Below are 16,587 nucleotides of genomic sequence, written 5' to 3'. Positions count from 1 at the left end.
CGGTAGGCTGGTTGCTTGACTACTCAGCGAAAGCCCCGTCCAATGTCCGCGCGATGTGCGACTGGATTTCATCCAACTCGCCGACCACAGGCAGCACCGGGCCACGAAATGCGGCCTTGCCCAGCTCGGCGGGAATATCATCCAACACGTGGCCCCCGGTGCAGGCAAAGAACGGCAGGCAGATCGCATGATCCCCGGTCATTTGGGCGGCGTCACTGATCGATGGGGGTTCTTCGACAAATCCACAGCGGATTGATTTCAGTGATATCAACCCGGCCAAACGGTCAGCGAATTCGTGGGTGACGGCTGCCGGGTTGCGGCTGCGGCCTGAGCCGTGTGCGGCAATAAGCAGATCCGTGGACGTGGTGCTCCAACCTTGCTCGTCGATCAAGGGTTGCAGGGCGCGCGCCACCAGGTTGGGTAGCTGCGGGTCAACGCCCAGCGGGTCGAGTTGCCGAACTGCGCGCCCTTCAAGGCGTTTGGGAAGCGCAGAAGTCACGAACCACCCTTTCGCCATGAACAATGGAAAAATCGCGCTGCCGTCCGGAATCTCATCAAGGACCTTTTCCAGCGCGCCTGGCGCGGCGAGGGTCGCCGATCTGACTGTGACTCTATCCGTCAGTTGATCGATCCGAGCGGCCAGTCTGGCCAGAGATGCCTCGGCCGGGTCTGGGTCGGACGGTTGGCCATGCGCTACGATGACGGCAGTCGGCATGCTGGGGCTTCCTTGTTCTGTTTCGGGATAGGTGTGGCGCCCTCCCGCAAAGTCAATTCGTCTTTATCCGAGCAACGTCAACCACATCCATACCGTAAGAATGGACACGCCTGTGCCAATCAACACCGAAGAGGCGGCAACTCGTTTGGCCCGGCCATACATGTTGGCGAAGATGTAGGCGTTGAATCCGGGCGCCATCGCCGCATTCAGAACGCCCGAGCGGAAAAGATCTTGCGGCAGGGCGGTCGCTGTACCGAACAACCAGACCAGGCTTGGATGCAGAACAAGTGAAACGCAGCAAACATAGCCGATTGTCCGCAGGTCACCTTCGGGCTTGTACTTGACCAGAACTCCGCCCAGGGCGAATAGGGCGCCGGGCAGTGCTGCGCGTGTCACCAGGCTCAGGGCCTCGTCTGCCACAGCCGGAATGCCGACGCCCGTGAGATTGACGATGAAGCCCAGAGCGATGCCCAGGATCAGCGCGTTCTTGAACATTGCCGAAAGCACCGATCGGGCCATGCGCATACCGCCATTGCCTCGGTTGCGGATGACCTCCATCACGGTAATGCCGACGCAGTAGCAGAACGGCGAGTGGAACGCGATGATCGCATAGTTTCCGGTCAGGTTGTCGGGCCCATAGGCGCGTTCGGTGATCGGCAGGCCCAGCAGGACCGAGTTCGAAAACAGGCAGCAGAACCCGATCGCAACGCAGTCTTCCCATTCGCGCTTGAATATCAGGCGAGCGCCAAATACCCCCGCAAGGAAACACAGAGCTGCGGCAGTATAGAAACTGCCCAGAAGGCGCGGGTCAAAGCTGGCGCTCAGGTCCAGATGGGCGATGGCCAGAAACAGCAGGCAGGGGATTGCGAACCCCTGCGTGAACTTCATCAACCCATCGATATGAACTTCTTTGAAATAGCCCGTCAGCGTCGAGACATAACCAGCCCCAATCACAAGAAAGACCGGAAGGATGACGTCGATCAGGCTTTGCAACATCTCACGACCTCAATCCAGGCTGTTCGGTCAGAGCTGGGGGAAGCGCGTGCAATCCGATGTCCTACAATGGCTGCCGGATCACCATGCCGTCATAGGCAGGCTCGACATGGTCAGGGGTCTCGGCATCGACGGCTGCATAGTCCAGATCGATGTGCATATTGGTCAGAACCGCCCGAGCCGGCTTTAGCTGTTCGATCCAGCCAAGGGTCTTTTCCAGGTGGGCATGGGTCGGATGTGGGTCCCGGCGCAGCGCGTCGATCACGAGGCAGTCCAATCCCTGAAGCTCGGGCCAGGCATCATCGTAGATTTCCGCAACATCAGGCAGATAGGCCAGGTTGTTCATACGAAAACCAAGCGCATCGATCGATCCGTGGTTCACCTTGAACGGGCGAAACGGGATTGATCCTCCCGGACCGTCTATCTCGAACGGACCGTCAATTGTCTTCAGGTCGAGGATCGGTGGATAGGGTGAGCCTTCGGGTTGAATGAACGCGTAGCCGAACCGCCCCAGCAATGCGTTTTGCGTGTCGCCATCCGCCCAAACGGGCACCCGCGCGCGCATGTTGAAAACGATCATGCGCAGGTCGTCGATGCCGTGGACATGATCGGCATGCGAGTGTGTGTAGACAACGGCGTCGAGGCGTCCGGTTCCGGTGTCCAGCAGTTGGTTGCGCATGTCCGGGGTCGTGTCGATCAGAACCGAGGTCGTGCCGTCCGGCCCGTCCCGTTCAACCAGCATCGAGCACCGGCGGCGGATATTGCGCGGATTTTGCGGGTCACAATCTCCCCAATGCCCACCCAACCGGGGGACACCGCCAGAGGAGCCACAGCCCAGGATCGTGAACCGCAGCATGCTCATTCGGCAACCGGGTAGGCGGCCGCCTTCGCAAACAGTCGATCAAAATTCGCTTGGGTCTGCGCGGCGAAATCCGGGTAGTCCATGCCAAACAGTTCGGCGCCGACCCGGGCGGTGAAAGCGGTATAGCCGGGCTCGTTCCGCTTGCCCCGGTGCGGCGGCGGGGCCAGGTATGGTGCGTCGGTCTCTATCAGAATTCGATCGACAGGCGCTGCCGCAAAGATATCCCTCAGCTCTTGGCTTTTTGGAAAGGCCGCGATGCCGGACATGGAGAGGTAGAACCCCAAATCCAACGCTGCCCGTGCCAGTTCGGCCGAAGACGAGAAGCAATGCATCACACAGGAGTAAGGTGCGTTCCGAAACTCGTCCTGCAGGATCGCCGCCATGTCCTCGTCGGCTGCACGGGCGTGAATGATCAGCGGCAGGCCTGTACTTTGGGCGGCCTGAATGTGAACCCTCAACGAGCGTTTTTGTATTTCGGCGCTGTCGGCGGTGTAGTGATAGTCCAGCCCGGTTTCGCCGATGCCGACAAATTTCGGATGTCGGGACAATGCGACGAGTTCGTCGACGCTCGCCAGTGGCTCTTCGGACGCGCTCATGGGATGGGTGCCCGCAGCGTAGAAAACCGGGGCATGTGTTTCGGCGATCGCGCGCACGGTCGGCTCATTGCGCAGACGTGTGCAGATCGTCACCATGCGTGTCACGCCCGCTTCGACCGCACGAGCGATGATTGCGTCCAACTGGCCCTCGAAATCCGGGAAATCCAGATGGCAATGGCTGTCAGTGATTGCGGGAGGTTGGGGCGTGTCGCTCATCTGCTCGGACCGGCGGTTTCCTGAATCTTGAACACCGTATCTAGGACGACGGCGGCAGGGTCAAGGTTCACCGCCTGCCCGTGCCGCGCACGGGCCGTGATGATGGATGCGGCCTCGGCCCAGCCCAAGGCTTGTGGGCGCGAGGATGACAGGCGCAACAGAACTTCGGCTTCGTTTGGCGCAGCTTCGGGCTGCGGAGGCGCGCCGGTCGCACCTGTCAGAGCAAGGCGAGAAAGGGCGATGTCAATCAGATTCAAAAGCAGGTCATAGCGCTCGGCTGCTCCGCGCTGCGCGGCCGCTTCGGCCAAAGCCAGCGCGCGCTGGCGGTCGAGGCGGGGCAGGGTGCCAAGTATCTGGATCAGCTCGGCATAGATCTCCATCCCGCCCAGATTGATCAGCCGTACCGCGTCGCCTACGGAACCGGCGGCCAAAGCCGCGAGGTGATCGGATTGCGGAGGCAATTCGGCCCCGGTCTGTGCCAGCGCCGATTTCATGTCCTCCGGCGACAGCGGTGACAGGCGCAGGGTACGGCACCGCGAGCGGATCGTCGGCAACAGCCGTGACGGCTGATGCGAAACCAGCAGCAGTGTCGTGCGGGCAGGGGGCTCTTCGAGCATTTTCAACAACGCGTTTGCGGCGCTGACATTCATTTCGTCTGCCGCATCCACGATAACCACGCGGCGCCCGCCGTCCGCTGAACTGAGGCCGAAGAAGCGCCCCAATTTTCGGATGTCATCGACAACGATTTCGTTACGCAGGCGGCCTTGATCATTCAGGGATCTGGTGATCGCGGCCAGACCGGGTTCGGCCCCCGCCAGCATCCGCGCTGCAACCGGGTGGTCCGGCGCGATGTCGAGTGTCGTCGGAGCCTCGGGCGCGCCGAACAGCCCGTCATCGTGTAGCGGCGGCGTGGCCAGCAGAAACCGCGCGATGCGCCATGCCAGGGTCGCTTTGCCCACGCCACGAGGGCCGGTCAGAAGCCACGCGTGATGCAGCCGGTCAGACGCAAAGGCGGTCAGGAAGGCTTGCTCGGCCGCATCCTGTCCAAACAGCCTGCGTGTCTCGCGCGGGTGAAGCGCGCCGGGCGCCTGGTCCGGTGTGGGTGTGTCGTCGCTCATTCGTGAATTACCGCAGAACCTTCAGGACGGTTTCTCTCACATCCACGGCCACGCTGTCCACGTCGCGATTGCCATCGATCACATGGAACCGGTCCTTGAACTCGTCCGCCAGCGCAAGGAAACCCGAGCGCATGCGTTTTTGAAGGGCCGGGCCAAAATCCTCGAACCGTTCTTCGGTGCCTTGCCGGCCCTTGGCGCGGGAGAGGCCGATTTCCGGATCCATATCGATCAGCAAGGTCAGATCAGGCTCGCGGCCGATCATCAGGCCGTGGAGTTGGTCCACCAACGCGCGCAGATCTCCGCGCGACAGGCCCTGATACATTCGGGTGCTGTCGGCGAACCTATCGCAAATCACGATCTTACCCGCATTCAAGGCCGGTTCGATCGTGCGCTCCAAATGATCGCGTCGTGCGGCCGTGAACAGAAGGATTTCGGTTTCAGCCGACCACCTGTCGGGGTCGCCTTCCAGGACCAACCGGCGAATTTCCTCGGCCCCGGGCGAACCGCCCGGTTCGCGCGTCAGAACAACGTCATGTCCGGCCGCCTCGAGACTTTCTGCCAGCCTGCGGGCCTGCGTGGACTTGCCTGAACCGTCGATCCCCTCGAATGTCAGGAACAGACCGCGCGGGCTCACATCGACTCCAGCGGGGTATTGATCATGTCTTTCAGGACGATGCCGCCCACGGTCATCAGCCGCACCAGGAACCCGCCCATCGCCACATCCTCGGCCGCGACCAGAGGGCGCCGGATTTCGGGCAAACCTTCGGGTTGTATCACAAGTTCGGCCAGTTGTTGGCCCTTGGCGATCGGAGCGTTGATCGGGCCTTGATACACGACTTCGGCCTGCACGTTCTGATCGCCCAGAACGGGGAACAGAAGGGTGAGGTCACCGTCGGGCACAAGCCCAACCGTCTTTTGCGCGCCCATCCACACTTTGGCCTGTGCTATCGGCGTCTCGGCGTTGGCAACTGTCCTCTCGATAAAATTTCGAAACGACCAGTTAACCACGGCCTCAGCCTCCTCTGCCCGGCGAGAGATGCTGTCGAGCCCGGAAAGAACGAAGACCACCCGGCGATCGCCTTGCTTGGCCGATCCGACAAGGCCATAGCCCGCCTCTTGCGTGTGGCCGGTCTTCAGGCCATCGGCACCGATATCCAGTTTCAGCAACGGGTTGCGGTTGTTCACGTTCGACGGGGCGCGGCCGTCAAATTCGAAGGTTTCCTCGGCAAACAGCGGATAGTATTCGGGAAAATCGGTGATCAGCCTGTCGGCCAGCACGGCCAGATCATGAACCGACATCATGTGACCCGCAGCAGGCCAGCCGTTCGAGTTGGTGAAGTTCGAGTGGTTCATTCCCATCTGCCTGGCGCGTTGGGTCATGTAGCGAGCAAAGCCGGCCTCGGTACCGTCCGGGCTGAGCGCTTCGGCGATCACGACACAGGCGTCATTGCCAGACAGGACGATGATGCCCCGCAGAAGGTCCTCGACCCGGACCCGGTCCTGCGTGTTCAGGAACATGGTCGAGCCGCCATAGCTCATGGCATGCTCCGAGACCGGAAGCGTTTCATCCAGCGTCAGTCGACCGTCGCGCAGAGCTTCGAATGCCACGTAGAGCGTCATCAGCTTTGACATCGATGCCGGTGGAAGCGGTTCATCGGCATTCTTCGACAACAGCACAGTGCCTGTCGTCTGATCGATCACGTAGGCCGCGCGCGCGGACGTGTCGAAGGCGTGAACCGGCAGGGCCAGCAGGGCAAGGCCCGCGGCCAGAACAGCCGATTTGAATGAGGTCAGCATTGGACCCTCCTGTTCAGTTCTTCACGATAAAGGCATCGGTAAAGCCCAGGTCTTTCATATCTCCGAGGATCGCTTTGCGTTCGGCGCGCGTTGTGGCAGGGCCGACCAGTACACGCCAGACCGACTTGCCCGCCGACTCCAGTTCCAGAACTTCGGCCGTCAATCCGTTCATGCGGACCTTTTCGGCGGCGGCTTTCGCGTTCGCTTCAACTCCGAACGTTCCGATCTGAACATAGGGTTTGGTCAGGTTCGACGATGCGGCTGTGGCACTGGCCGCCGCAGCCGGCGTCGGCTCGGATGCGTCTATGGCGGCCGCAGCACCTGCGATCGGGTCCAGCGGCGTCTCGGTAATTTCATTGGGATCTTTCTTCTGCCACCACTTGCGTTTTTTCTGGGCGGGTGGCGGTGCGACGACCGGATCCGTCAATGCAGCGGTCGCGGACGCATCTGCCGCTTCCTCAATCGCGGGCGCAGTTTCTTCGGCGGCGGCGCTTGCGGCCGCTCCGGCCGCGGCAGCACCGGCGACCACGGCACCGGTGTTTTCAGGTGTCTTTTTCTGCCACCATTTCCGCTTGGCCGGCTTTTCTTCGGCACTTTCGTCGGGTCCGGCCGCTGTGGCTTCTTCGGCTGCGGTTGCTTCGGCGGCGCTTGCAGTTTCTTCGGTCGGGGCTGCTTCGGGTTCCGGCGCAGGCTCCGGCTCGATCGTTTCGCGGCGGAGTGCAACCACCTGCAGACGGGCAGGAGCGCCGGCAAGCATTCCCAGTTTTTCAGCCGCTGCCGAGGACACCTGAAGGGCCGGCCCAGGCAGGTTTTGTTCCCGGCGGAACAAGGCGCCCGTTACGGTCTTGTTGTTGCTTGTGTTTTTGATGGCGACCCGCTCGGGCTGAGACGCGCTGGGGTGCGCCACCCAGATGCCACCCAACGAGGGACGCCCATCCCAGAGCCCGGCCTCGGTCACTTCGAAGACGTCCGGCGCTTCAACATCGCGCTGAGAGCCGCTGGCGACTTCGGGGAACAGTTCCGTGGTGTTGCTTTGGGTCTGCCCATCGTCACTGGCTGCTTCCGAGGAAGACTTGCCTGCGTTCAAAGCTTCGTCGCATCCCGTCAGCGCAGTTATTGCAACAACCAGCACCGCCAACGGCCGCGGTCCAAAGCGTGTCTCTGTCGCTCGCTTCATATTGTGTTATCCCTTGCCTGTAGGGCCTTTGCGTGGCTGGCCCCGACTGCGGTTCGACCGGTTCTTTTGCCGGCCTCCTGCAGTCATCGCGCAAATCATAACCTGCGGGTTGTTTCAAGGAAAGACCGCGGGTCCGGCTTCGGCAAGAAATCCCTCTTTTGGACTTGCCACCAACCGATGTTCGTCCTAGACCGCTGCCTGCGCCGGGGAGGTGGCAGAGTGGTCGAATGCGGCGGTCTTGAAAACCGTTGGGCGTGAGAGCGTCCCCAGGGTTCGAATCCCTGTCTCCCCGCCACTCATACCTGTCTCACTTCAGTTGTATTTTCTGATCCGGAATTGTTACGCAATTCCCGCGCGTTGGCGCATGCGCTTTCAATCAGAGACGAAGCAAACCGTACATTCAGAGGACAATTCAGGCGCGAGTCTCAGTGTCGCATTTTAGCGGGGTCGCTTTGGGCTGGATTTCCCTGATAACCTGCAATTTACAGGGAATATTCGCAAACCGGGACTGACTTCCGTCATTTCTTCTATCAGAACTGTATGTTTCTCAGAGGTTTATGTTGCAAATTCCCTAAAAGGTGGAACAGGGAATTTCCTCGTGCGAACAGGGAATTGTTCCGCCGGATCAGGGAGGGCGAAGTCTGTATCAGGGACGCAGGAGCTGGAGATGTCAGAAGCCGAACAGGCGTTCCTGTTCGGACCATTCAAGTGGGTGGGTCACGCTGACCAGACGCTTGAGTGTGAGTTCGGGCGGCTGGCTCCCGTCGAGAATCGCCGTTTGAATCTTTGGTGAGAGAAAGGCGAGCTGAGCACGGGTGCGGATGAAGGCGTCAGGGACGCTTTCGCGGCGGGCAATCTCCATCAGTTGAACTCCGGCCTTCAGATCACGGGCCCAGCCATGGGCGCGGATCAGCATGGACCGGAGGTGGGGATCAGGTTGGGGTGCCATGTCTCCGGCGATGACCTTGGCCTCGACGCCGCGGCGGCACAGATCGAAAGATGCGGTGACGTGGGTGAGATCCGGGTGCAGATGATCGGCCGCGATGCCAAGTGCGCTTGCCAGAGTTTTGGGGTTAAATTCGAGGTCGATCTGTCCTCGTGCAAGTTTGCCTTTGGCCAGAAGAGCAGCGCCGATCTGACAGCCATGGCCTAGAAGCCGGGTTACCAAATCCGCAACTGAAGTCTGAACTGCCTCGGCTGACCCGGCCTCCGGCTGCGCCAGTACTTGGTGCGCCGCGGCGGCGTCTTGCAAATGTCTGACGATGACATCAATGACCGCGTTTTCCAGCGCTGGGCCGGGCAGTCGCCAGCCAGAGATATCCTTGCCGCCTGAGATCAGTCGATTGGAGATATAGTAGCGCAACCGTCGGCCTTTGCGCGTGGTGTGGGTCGGCGTCAACCGATCACCAGTTTCGTCATACAGCAGACCGGTGAGCCAGGCCCCGGGGTCAGTGGAGTGTTGGCGCGCATCGGAGTCGCCGCGTGCCCGCGAGCGGTTGGAGGCCTGTCGCATTTTTTCCTGCACCCGGTCCCAGATGTCCTGATCGATGATCGCCGGATGTTGTCCGTCCCAGATCTTATCCTTGTGGCGGATTTTTCCGAGATAGACCGGATTGCGCAGCAGGTAATAGATTTGACCCCGTGACAGCGGACAATCCCCCTTCACACTGCCATCTGTCCGAACAACCCGTTTTGACCGCAGGTCTTCTGCCGTTGCCCGTTCTTCTACTTTGCGCAGGCAACCAAGCTCGTCATAAAGCCCAAAGAGATGCCGGACCGTTCTGGCCTCCTCTTCATTCACCACCAGCGTTCTTGCCTTCGGATCGGGGTGGCGATCATAGCCCAGAGGCAGGTTGCCACCCATCCAAAGCCCCTTCTTCTTCGACGCTGCAATCTTGTCGCGAATACGTTCGGCGGTGACTTCCCGTTCAAACTGAGCAAAGGACAACAGCACATTCAGCGTTAACCGGCCCATGGAAGATGAGGTATTGAAGGCCTGCGTGACGGACACAAAAGAACAGTTTGCCTGTTCCAGCCGGTCGACCAGCTTAGAGAAGTCGGTAAGCGACCGGGTCAGCCGGTCAATCTTGTAGACCACCACCATGTCAATACGCCCGGCATCGATCTCTTCAAGAAGGCGCTGAAGGGCGGGTCGCTCTAGGGTGCCGCCCGACAGGCCACCGTCATCGTAGCGCCCGGACAACAGGGTCCAGCCTTCATGTCGCTGGCTTGCGACATAGGCCGCGCAGGCCTCATATTGCGCATCCAGCGAATTGAAGTCCTGATCCAGACCATCTTCTGAGGACTTGCGCGTGTAGATGGCGCATCGGATTTTACGGCGCGGGCTCATTTGGCCGCCTTGCCGGTGAGCCCAAAGAAACGCGGCCCTGACCAATGCGCGCCGGTAATCTCTCGGGCGATGGCCGAGAGTGAGCGATAGGACCGACCGTTCCAAGTGAAGCCGTCTTCTGTAACGTCGACTACATGGGTCACACTATTCCACTCGCGTAGCAGGCGCCCGCCGGGTTTTAGGGCAGGGCATGTAGGCCGGGGTTTCTTCCCAGAGCCCTTTTCCAGCGTGGCTTTGACCTGGCGGGGTAGCCTGCTATGACGGCGGGACTGCATCTCAAAGGCGATAAAGCGGCGCAGAAAGGGTTGGCTGAGCATGGCGGGGGCGGGTTGATCAAACAGTTGCTGCCAAAGCGTGACCAGATCCGATCGACCCATGGCGGCGAGATCGGCGACATCGCTCGTCTTGGTCATGACGCTTCTCCAGTTCCCGCCGCCAGATGATATGTGGATGGTCCATTTGGTTTGTCGGATGTCCGCCGTTCAATTGCGACGCCTTTTTTCCGCAGACCGCTTAGAGCTGCTCGGACCGAATGAGGCTGCCATCCCGTTGCTTTGCAGAGCGCCTCAAGGCTGGCGCCGCTCGGGCGGCGCAACAAGTGTTGCACTTTGTCAATTTTGGTTTGCTTCCGCTTGGACATGTATTGTCTCCTCTGATTTGGGGCTGGCTAGATGCCGAACCCCGGTACCGAGGAGCGCCCGAATGGCTCGGGTGTGGGTTCAGTGATGCGTGGTTGACGGCAACAGTCCAGCTCTTTCTGAAGCGATTACTTGAGGCGTGTGTTTTGAAGGGCGTTGCTGGCGTACCCCCGATTATTCGTCAACAATCTTAATTGGTTACTTTTAGTTTGGGGGGTTGCGTCTCGTATTGATGGCACCTACATTCGACCTAATCGCCCGGACTATCAGGGCGGGAAACTGCTCCCGCAGGCAGCACTCATTGGAAACACAGGTTTCCGCAGAGAGCATTCAAAGGAGCAACGTCTCGGATCGATTGGTCCGGGGAGTTGCGATTTGTGCTCTCTCCGATTTTCCAGCGCGATCCCTCCATCTCGACGTCCGCGCGGCGTCACGCAAAAGGAGGCGGTTATGCCTGCCAAAAACACACACAGCAACGTTCGGGCGTCCAATACGCCTATCTGGATGGCCGAAAAAGTTATCCAATCCCAGATCAGCCAGATCAAGCCCTACGCCAACAACAACCGCGTGCACGCGGCCAAGAATGTCGACAAACTGAAAGCATCGGTGGCCCAGTTTGGCTTTGTCACTCCGATCCTGTTGGATGGTTCGGGCACAATCATCGCGGGTCATGGCCGCTATGAGGCCGCTAAGGCCCTGGGGTTGAATTCCGTACCGACTGTTGTCGCGGATCATTTGTCAGAAGCGGAAGTGCGCGCTCTGCGCATTGCGGACAATAAGCTGGCGGAATTGTCGGACTGGAATGAAGCGGCGTTGCAGATCGAATTTTCCGAGCTGATGGACCTCAGCCTTGATGGCGAGTTGAACTTTGATCTGGACATCACAGGGTTCGAAACACCGGAGATCGACATCATTATCGACAGCGTCGGTGAGGTGACGGTATCTGTAGCGGAAACTGTTGAGACGCCGGACCCTGCGGCACCCGTAGTCACGGAGCCGGGCGACCTCTGGGTTCTCGGAGATCATCGCATTTTCTGCGGGGACGCCCTTCAAGCCCAGAGCTACGACACCTTGCTGGAAGGCGAGACCCCGCAGATAGTCTTCACCGATCCGCCTTACAACGTGCCTGTCAATGGGCATGTGCGGTCCGGCAATAGCGCCGAACACCGCGAGTTTGCCATGGCGTCGGGAGAAATGACGGATAGCGAGTTCCGCGGCTTTCTTTCAGGCGCGATCACGCAGTTGTTTGACTGCCTGCCGAACGGAGGCATCGCGATGATCTGCATGGACTGGCGTCATATCGAAGAACTGATTACGGCGGGCAAAGCAGCTGGATTGGACCTCATCAATCTCTGCGTCTGGAACAAGACGAACGGAGGCATGGGCAGCCTTTATCGCTCAAAGCATGAGCTGATTTGCATTTTCAAGAAGCCTGGTGCGCCGCACATCAACAACGTCGAGCTGGGCAAACACGGGCGCAACCGGACCAACGTCTGGGATTACGCCGGTGTGAACAGCTTTGGGGCAGGGCGCGAGGCGGATCTCGCGGATCATCCCACGGTGAAGCCGACAGCTCTGGTTGCAGATGCCATCATGGATGTGAGCCACCGCGGCGATGTCGTGCTGGACGCCTTTGGCGGGTCCGGCGCGACTCTGCTGGCAGCTGAGAAAACCGGGCGCCAAGCGCGGCTTATTGAGCTCGACCCGGCTTATGTCGATGTGGCCATCCGCCGTTGGCAGGAGATGACCGGTGATAGCGCCGTGCACGCGGTAACAGGCCAGACGTTCGATGCGCGTTTTGCGGCCAACGATACCACTTCAGAACAGGAGGTGGGTCATGTCTGACGATACGAAAGAGTATGAGGTCGGCTACGGCAAACCGCCCAAAGCGACCCAATTCAAAAAAGGCCGATCCGGCAATCCGAAAGGGCGGCCGAAAGGTGCCAAGGGGGTGAATGCCAGCTTGAAACGTGAATTGGAAACCAAGATTACGGTTCGCGAAGGCAGCCACGAAATCCGGATTTCCAAGGCTGAGGCAATTGCCAAGCGGTTCACGGCAGGCGCGTTGAAGGGCGACACGAAATTGTTGATGGCGCTGCTTAAGCTGGACACAGATCTGTTCAACGCAAGTGAATTGGACGCGCAAGAAAGCGTCCGTACGGTTGAGCCCGACGCTGTCGACTACGACATCCTCCGGGATTTCTTTTCCAGCCAACTGGACGGTGACGGTGATCTGGAAAACGAGGAGGCGGAAGATGACGACTCCTGATCCAAAAATCGTCGTGCAAGCCGCTCGCGAGGTTTGCCGGAACAATTTCTTTCCCTTCGTTTGGCGTGTGTTTGGCACGCTGCACCAGGGAACTGACCGCAGCTTTGATCCGGCCTGGCATGTGCGGGCCATGTGCCATGAGTTGGACAATGTCCGTCGAGGCGAAAACAAGCGACTGATCATCAACATCCCGCCACGTTGCCTGAAATCGGTCACCGTGGCCGTTGCATATGTCGCTTATCTTCTCGGTCATAACTCCAGCGCCAAGATCATCGTTGCCAGCTATGGGTTGGATCTGGCGCGCAAACATTCCGAAGGTTGTCGTCGGATCATGTCTGCGCGCTGGTACCGGGAAATGTTCCCTGAAACGGTCTTGGCTAAAAAGGGCAACACCTCAGAAGAAATCCGCACCACAAAGGGAGGCAGCCGTAAGGCTGTCTCCATTGGAAGTTCTGTCACCGGTCATGGCGCCGATTACATCATCATCGATGACCTGCTGAAAGCCGGAGATGCCGGCTCCGAAGCCGAGCTGGTCAAGGCGCAGGAGTTCATTGAGGGGACCTTGTTGTCGCGCTTCGACAATCCGGCCGAAGGGCGTGTGGTTATGGTTGCGCAACGGTTGCACGAGATGGATCCGCCGGGTTATCTGCTCGAACGCGGGACCTACCGGCATCTGAATCTGCCTGCCATCGCAGAAGGCCATGAGGTGGTTTCTCTTGGGCGTGGAAGGGTCATGCGCCGCAAACCGGGTGATCTCCTGTGCCCGTCCCGTTTGGATCAGCAAACGCTGGATACCAAGCGTCGCGAAATGGGCGCGGCCGTGTTCAATTGCCAGTATCAGCAGAACCCCATTGCTCCCGACGGGTCGCCCTTGCGCTGGGAGTGGTTTGGCACCTACGAGACCATCGAAGATCGCCGCTGGTTCCAACTGGTGGTTCAGAGCTGGGATACGGGCATGTCGGCAGACCCCCGGTCTGATTTCTCTGTCTGTACAACCTGGGGGTTCCGCGAAAATGCGTGGCATCTTATCGACGTCTGGCGCGGGCAGGTAGACTACCCAGACCTGAAAGCCAAGGCACTGCAACTTGTCGGCCGTTGGGATCCCGATCGTGTCCTGATCGAAGATGCGGCCTCCGGCAAACCTCTTTTGGACGAATTGTTTCGTGATGACCGTCGGCGCTACGAACGCATTAAACCCGACAAGGACAAGGAAACCCGGTTCCAGTCCGCTTGCGGTCCTGTCGAAGAGGGCAAGGTTTATCTGCCTGCAGATGCACCCTGGCTGCCGGTATTCAAACGGGAGCTTCAGTCCTTTCCACGCGGACGCAACGACGATCAGGTCGACAGCTTTGCCCACTTTCTGAACTGGTCCAAGGGACCGGGCTTCTACCGGGCATTGGGCCGCGACCACCGGATCAACATCGAACGTCGGGAGCGTAATCGAGAGAGGGTCAGGCGACGGTAGGATCTCGGAGTTGAGCTTGAAAACTCGTTGAATAGTACTGGGAGGGCCGATGTCGGACCAATCCTGAGAGCGGCCCCAATGACCGCTCGCAACCACAAACCGGTCTAATCGCTAATGCCGTCGGATGACGGCTTTGAGCCCCTCGTGGACTTTCAGAATACGTACCACAGACGGCGACACGAGCTCAGTATAGCTTATGTCACAGCCCCATGTTTACGATTGCCATTTGAGGTTACTATCCCAATGGCAAATCCAAGAAGAAGGGGAAGGCATGTTAAAAGCTTTTGCAAAAATCGTCATGGCAGGTATTGCGTTGCACGCCCCTGTAGCCGCTTGGGGCCAACCGGCCTGTAACTTGGACGCGCTCATTCCGCTTCCGGATGTCGACTATCTCGTCGTGCAGCCCTCGGAGGACCCGGCCGCGCATTGCTCGGTCACCGGCGTGATCGGCGGCAGGATACATTTTGAGCTTCTTCTACCAGACGGCTGGAATGGCAAATTCGTCATGGGTGGCGGGGGCGGTTTTGTCGGATCAGTGATGAATACAGCGCTTCTGTACGGAGCGCTTCAATCTGGGTACGCGACGGTCGGCACCGATACCGGACATCAGGGACATCCCGCAGATGCCAGCTGGGCTCTTAACGATCTGGAGGCCTTGGTCAATTTTGGACATCTGGCGGTGCATCGGACCGCGGTCACGGCCAAGGCCCTTACGGACGCATACTACGGGCAGAAGATTTCTCGCAGCTACTTCACCGGGTGCTCTCGCGGTGGCGGGCAAGCAATAATGTCTGCGCTGCGTTATCCCGAAGATTTCGACGCGGTCGCTGCAGGCGCCTATGCTGTTGACTGGACCGGTATCGCGGTTCAGGCCACCCAAATCAATCAGGCAATGTACCCCGACCCGAACGATTTAGAGCAGGCGGTCGTTGGGCCGGAAGCACAAGCGCTGGTAGAGACTTCCTATCTGGCAGCCTGCGATGCGTTGGACGGGCTCGAGGATGGCATCCTCAACGATCCGCGAACCTGCACATTCGACGTTGAAAGCCTGCAATGCGAAGCAGGCGAGTTCGAGGGCTGCCTGAGCGCCAAGGAAGTCGCCGCGTTCAAGGTGGTCTACGACGGTCCGAAAGATGCTGCAGGCGAAAGCCTCTACTACGGTTTCCCATTCGGCGGGGAAACCGCCGAGGGTGGTTGGAGCCGCTGGTTGACGGGTGGAATGAAGTACCAGGACGACGACGCCGGCTTCCAGGAAGGCGTCGGATCGGGTGGGTTTGAAGAACCGGTTTCTCCCAGCGCATTCTTCAGTTTCGGAAATGGGATCATGCAGAACTTTGTCTATCATGATCCCAACTGGACGTATGAGAACTTCGATTTCGGCACATACGAAAATGATGCGTCAGCGGCTGCAGAAACTTTAAATGCTACAAACCCCGATCTGTCGATGTATCGCGAACGTGGCGGGAAGATGCTGTTGTACTCCGGTTGGTCTGATAACGCACAATCCGGGCTGGCGATGGTCGGCTACTATGACGACTTACTTGCACATGATCCAAGTGCTGCCGAGGATGTCCGACTGTTCATGATGCCCGGAGTGGAGCACTGTTTTGGTGGCCCTGGTCCTTCTTGGGTGAATTTCCTCTCTGAGATCGATAATTGGGCGGAGACAGGTGAGGCACCAGACGAGATCATGGCCTATTGGCTAGACGAAAAGGCTCAGCCTGCTGGGGCCAGACCTATTTGCGCCTATCCACAAGTCGCAATTTATGTCGGCAAAGGTGACCCTCGGGACCCGTCGAGCTTTTCATGTCGTACCAGCGATTGACGCTGTTCCGGCGAATTTTGAATGACCGCTCCGTCCGCGTAGCGGTCACTCAGACAGAACCCGGCAAACGGCTGCTCTGAGCCCGAAGCTGCCGTTTATCCGGCCTATGGCCCTACTACGCATCGAACGTTTGCCCTGACCCCGAAGCGGACACAATTTGATTGGACTGAATTAGGTAGCGTATTCAAATCGCAAAAATTTGACCAACCAAGTGAATACCGTATTGTTGAGTATGGGACAAAATTAAGATCCCGGAGAAAGCGCCTCGGCGCTTTCCTAGGTCAACGTGAAACAGGGTACATTATGAAAAACTTTCTTTTGGCTTTTCCAGCGGTTGCACTTCTCACCGCTTGTGATGAAGGTAGCACAACCAGTGCTACGTCGGCGGCACCAAACGCGGCGGAGCAAGCTTGCTTGCGTGATGTCACTGCGACAACCAACAATCCGGATGTGGCACTGCTCGGTTCGGAGTTCTCTGAAGCCGGGACGTTTGTGCGCGTCGGCGTCGGACCGGACCGCGCGCCATGGCAGTGCATCGCTTACAGTGACGGCTCCACAGACGGTAT

At 59.2% G+C, this 16,587-nt stretch carries 15 protein-coding genes and 1 tRNA gene; 5 read left to right on the top strand and 11 right to left on the bottom strand.

The window, feature by feature from the left end:
• Positions 1-19: 19 nt before the first annotated feature.
• The 8 genes from ACR0LD_RS07695 to ACR0LD_RS07660 form a co-directional block, all read right to left on the bottom strand.
• On the bottom strand, positions 20-715 hold the full coding sequence (locus tag ACR0LD_RS07695) for a CbiX/SirB N-terminal domain-containing protein (protein WP_170440877.1): 696 nt from the start codon (positions 713-715) through the stop codon (positions 20-22).
• Between the two features lie 63 nt (positions 716-778).
• Positions 779-1,711, bottom strand: coding sequence for an AEC family transporter (locus ACR0LD_RS07690; protein WP_170341050.1), 933 nt, complete (start codon positions 1,709-1,711; stop codon positions 779-781).
• Between the two features lie 61 nt (positions 1,712-1,772).
• Positions 1,773-2,570 carry an MBL fold metallo-hydrolase gene (locus ACR0LD_RS07685; RefSeq protein ID WP_170357360.1) on the bottom strand — a complete coding sequence of 266 codons (798 nt, stop codon included), beginning with the start codon at positions 2,568-2,570 and terminating at the stop codon, positions 1,773-1,775.
• Positions 2,567-3,382 carry a TatD family hydrolase gene (locus ACR0LD_RS07680; RefSeq protein ID WP_170357361.1) on the bottom strand — a complete coding sequence of 272 codons (816 nt, stop codon included), beginning with the start codon at positions 3,380-3,382 and terminating at the stop codon, positions 2,567-2,569. The genes ACR0LD_RS07685 and ACR0LD_RS07680 overlap by 4 nt, the downstream gene beginning before the upstream one ends.
• The gene (locus ACR0LD_RS07675; protein ID WP_480636325.1) at positions 3,379-4,500 is read right to left on the bottom strand and encodes a DNA polymerase III subunit delta'; all 1,122 of its coding nucleotides are present in this window, start codon (positions 4,498-4,500) and stop codon (positions 3,379-3,381) included. The genes ACR0LD_RS07680 and ACR0LD_RS07675 overlap by 4 nt, the downstream gene beginning before the upstream one ends.
• Before the next feature lie 7 nt (positions 4,501-4,507).
• Positions 4,508-5,134, bottom strand: coding sequence for a dTMP kinase (gene tmk, locus ACR0LD_RS07670; protein WP_480636323.1), 627 nt, complete (start codon positions 5,132-5,134; stop codon positions 4,508-4,510).
• Positions 5,131-6,297 carry a D-alanyl-D-alanine carboxypeptidase family protein gene (locus ACR0LD_RS07665; RefSeq protein WP_170364444.1) on the bottom strand — a complete coding sequence of 389 codons (1,167 nt, stop codon included), beginning with the start codon at positions 6,295-6,297 and terminating at the stop codon, positions 5,131-5,133. Before ACR0LD_RS07665 ends, tmk begins: the two co-directional genes overlap by 4 nt.
• Before the next feature lie 13 nt (positions 6,298-6,310).
• Positions 6,311-7,474: an SPOR domain-containing protein gene (locus ACR0LD_RS07660; RefSeq protein ID WP_480636321.1), complete on the bottom strand. Its 1,164-nt coding sequence runs from the start codon at positions 7,472-7,474 to the stop codon at positions 6,311-6,313.
• A gap of 205 nt (positions 7,475-7,679) precedes the next feature.
• Between ACR0LD_RS07660 and ACR0LD_RS07655 the strand changes: the two genes are divergently transcribed.
• Positions 7,680-7,769, top strand: a tRNA-Ser gene (locus ACR0LD_RS07655).
• Positions 7,770-8,144: 375 nt separating this feature from the next.
• Here the strand turns inward: ACR0LD_RS07655 and ACR0LD_RS07650 are convergent.
• From ACR0LD_RS07650 to ACR0LD_RS07640, 3 genes are read right to left on the bottom strand one after another with little or no spacing between them, the layout of a single operon-like run.
• Positions 8,145-9,824 carry a recombinase family protein gene (locus tag ACR0LD_RS07650; protein ID WP_480636320.1) on the bottom strand — a complete coding sequence of 560 codons (1,680 nt, stop codon included), beginning with the start codon at positions 9,822-9,824 and terminating at the stop codon, positions 8,145-8,147.
• Positions 9,821-10,237, bottom strand: a complete 417-nt coding sequence (locus tag ACR0LD_RS07645) for a DUF2924 domain-containing protein (protein WP_480636318.1) — start codon at positions 10,235-10,237, stop codon at positions 9,821-9,823. Before ACR0LD_RS07645 ends, ACR0LD_RS07650 begins: the two co-directional genes overlap by 4 nt.
• The gene (locus tag ACR0LD_RS07640) at positions 10,234-10,464 is read right to left on the bottom strand and encodes a DUF3489 domain-containing protein (protein WP_480636316.1); all 231 of its coding nucleotides are present in this window, start codon (positions 10,462-10,464) and stop codon (positions 10,234-10,236) included. The genes ACR0LD_RS07645 and ACR0LD_RS07640 overlap by 4 nt, the downstream gene beginning before the upstream one ends.
• Before the next feature lie 448 nt (positions 10,465-10,912).
• On the opposite strand from ACR0LD_RS07640, the gene ACR0LD_RS07635 reads away from it, so the two are divergent.
• The 4 genes from ACR0LD_RS07635 to ACR0LD_RS07620 all read left to right on the top strand — a co-directional run bounded on the left by ACR0LD_RS07635 (position 10,913) and on the right by ACR0LD_RS07620 (position 16,021).
• On the top strand, positions 10,913-12,307 hold the full coding sequence (locus ACR0LD_RS07635) for a site-specific DNA-methyltransferase (RefSeq protein ID WP_480636314.1): 1,395 nt from the start codon (positions 10,913-10,915) through the stop codon (positions 12,305-12,307).
• Positions 12,300-12,731: a DUF5681 domain-containing protein gene (locus tag ACR0LD_RS07630; RefSeq protein ID WP_093964947.1), complete on the top strand. Its 432-nt coding sequence runs from the start codon at positions 12,300-12,302 to the stop codon at positions 12,729-12,731. Before ACR0LD_RS07635 ends, ACR0LD_RS07630 begins: the two co-directional genes overlap by 8 nt.
• Entirely contained in the window at positions 12,718-14,196 is a 1,479-nt protein-coding gene (terL, locus tag ACR0LD_RS07625) for a phage terminase large subunit (protein ID WP_480636312.1), read from the top strand. The genes ACR0LD_RS07630 and terL overlap by 14 nt, the downstream gene beginning before the upstream one ends.
• Before the next feature lie 271 nt (positions 14,197-14,467).
• Positions 14,468-16,021: a tannase/feruloyl esterase family alpha/beta hydrolase gene (locus ACR0LD_RS07620; protein WP_480636310.1), complete on the top strand. Its 1,554-nt coding sequence runs from the start codon at positions 14,468-14,470 to the stop codon at positions 16,019-16,021.
• The last annotated feature ends 566 nt before the right edge of the window (positions 16,022-16,587 follow it).

This window comes from Ruegeria sp. BF8, from assembly GCF_056538625.1.
This window is presented reverse-complemented; position numbering and strand designations above follow the sequence as displayed.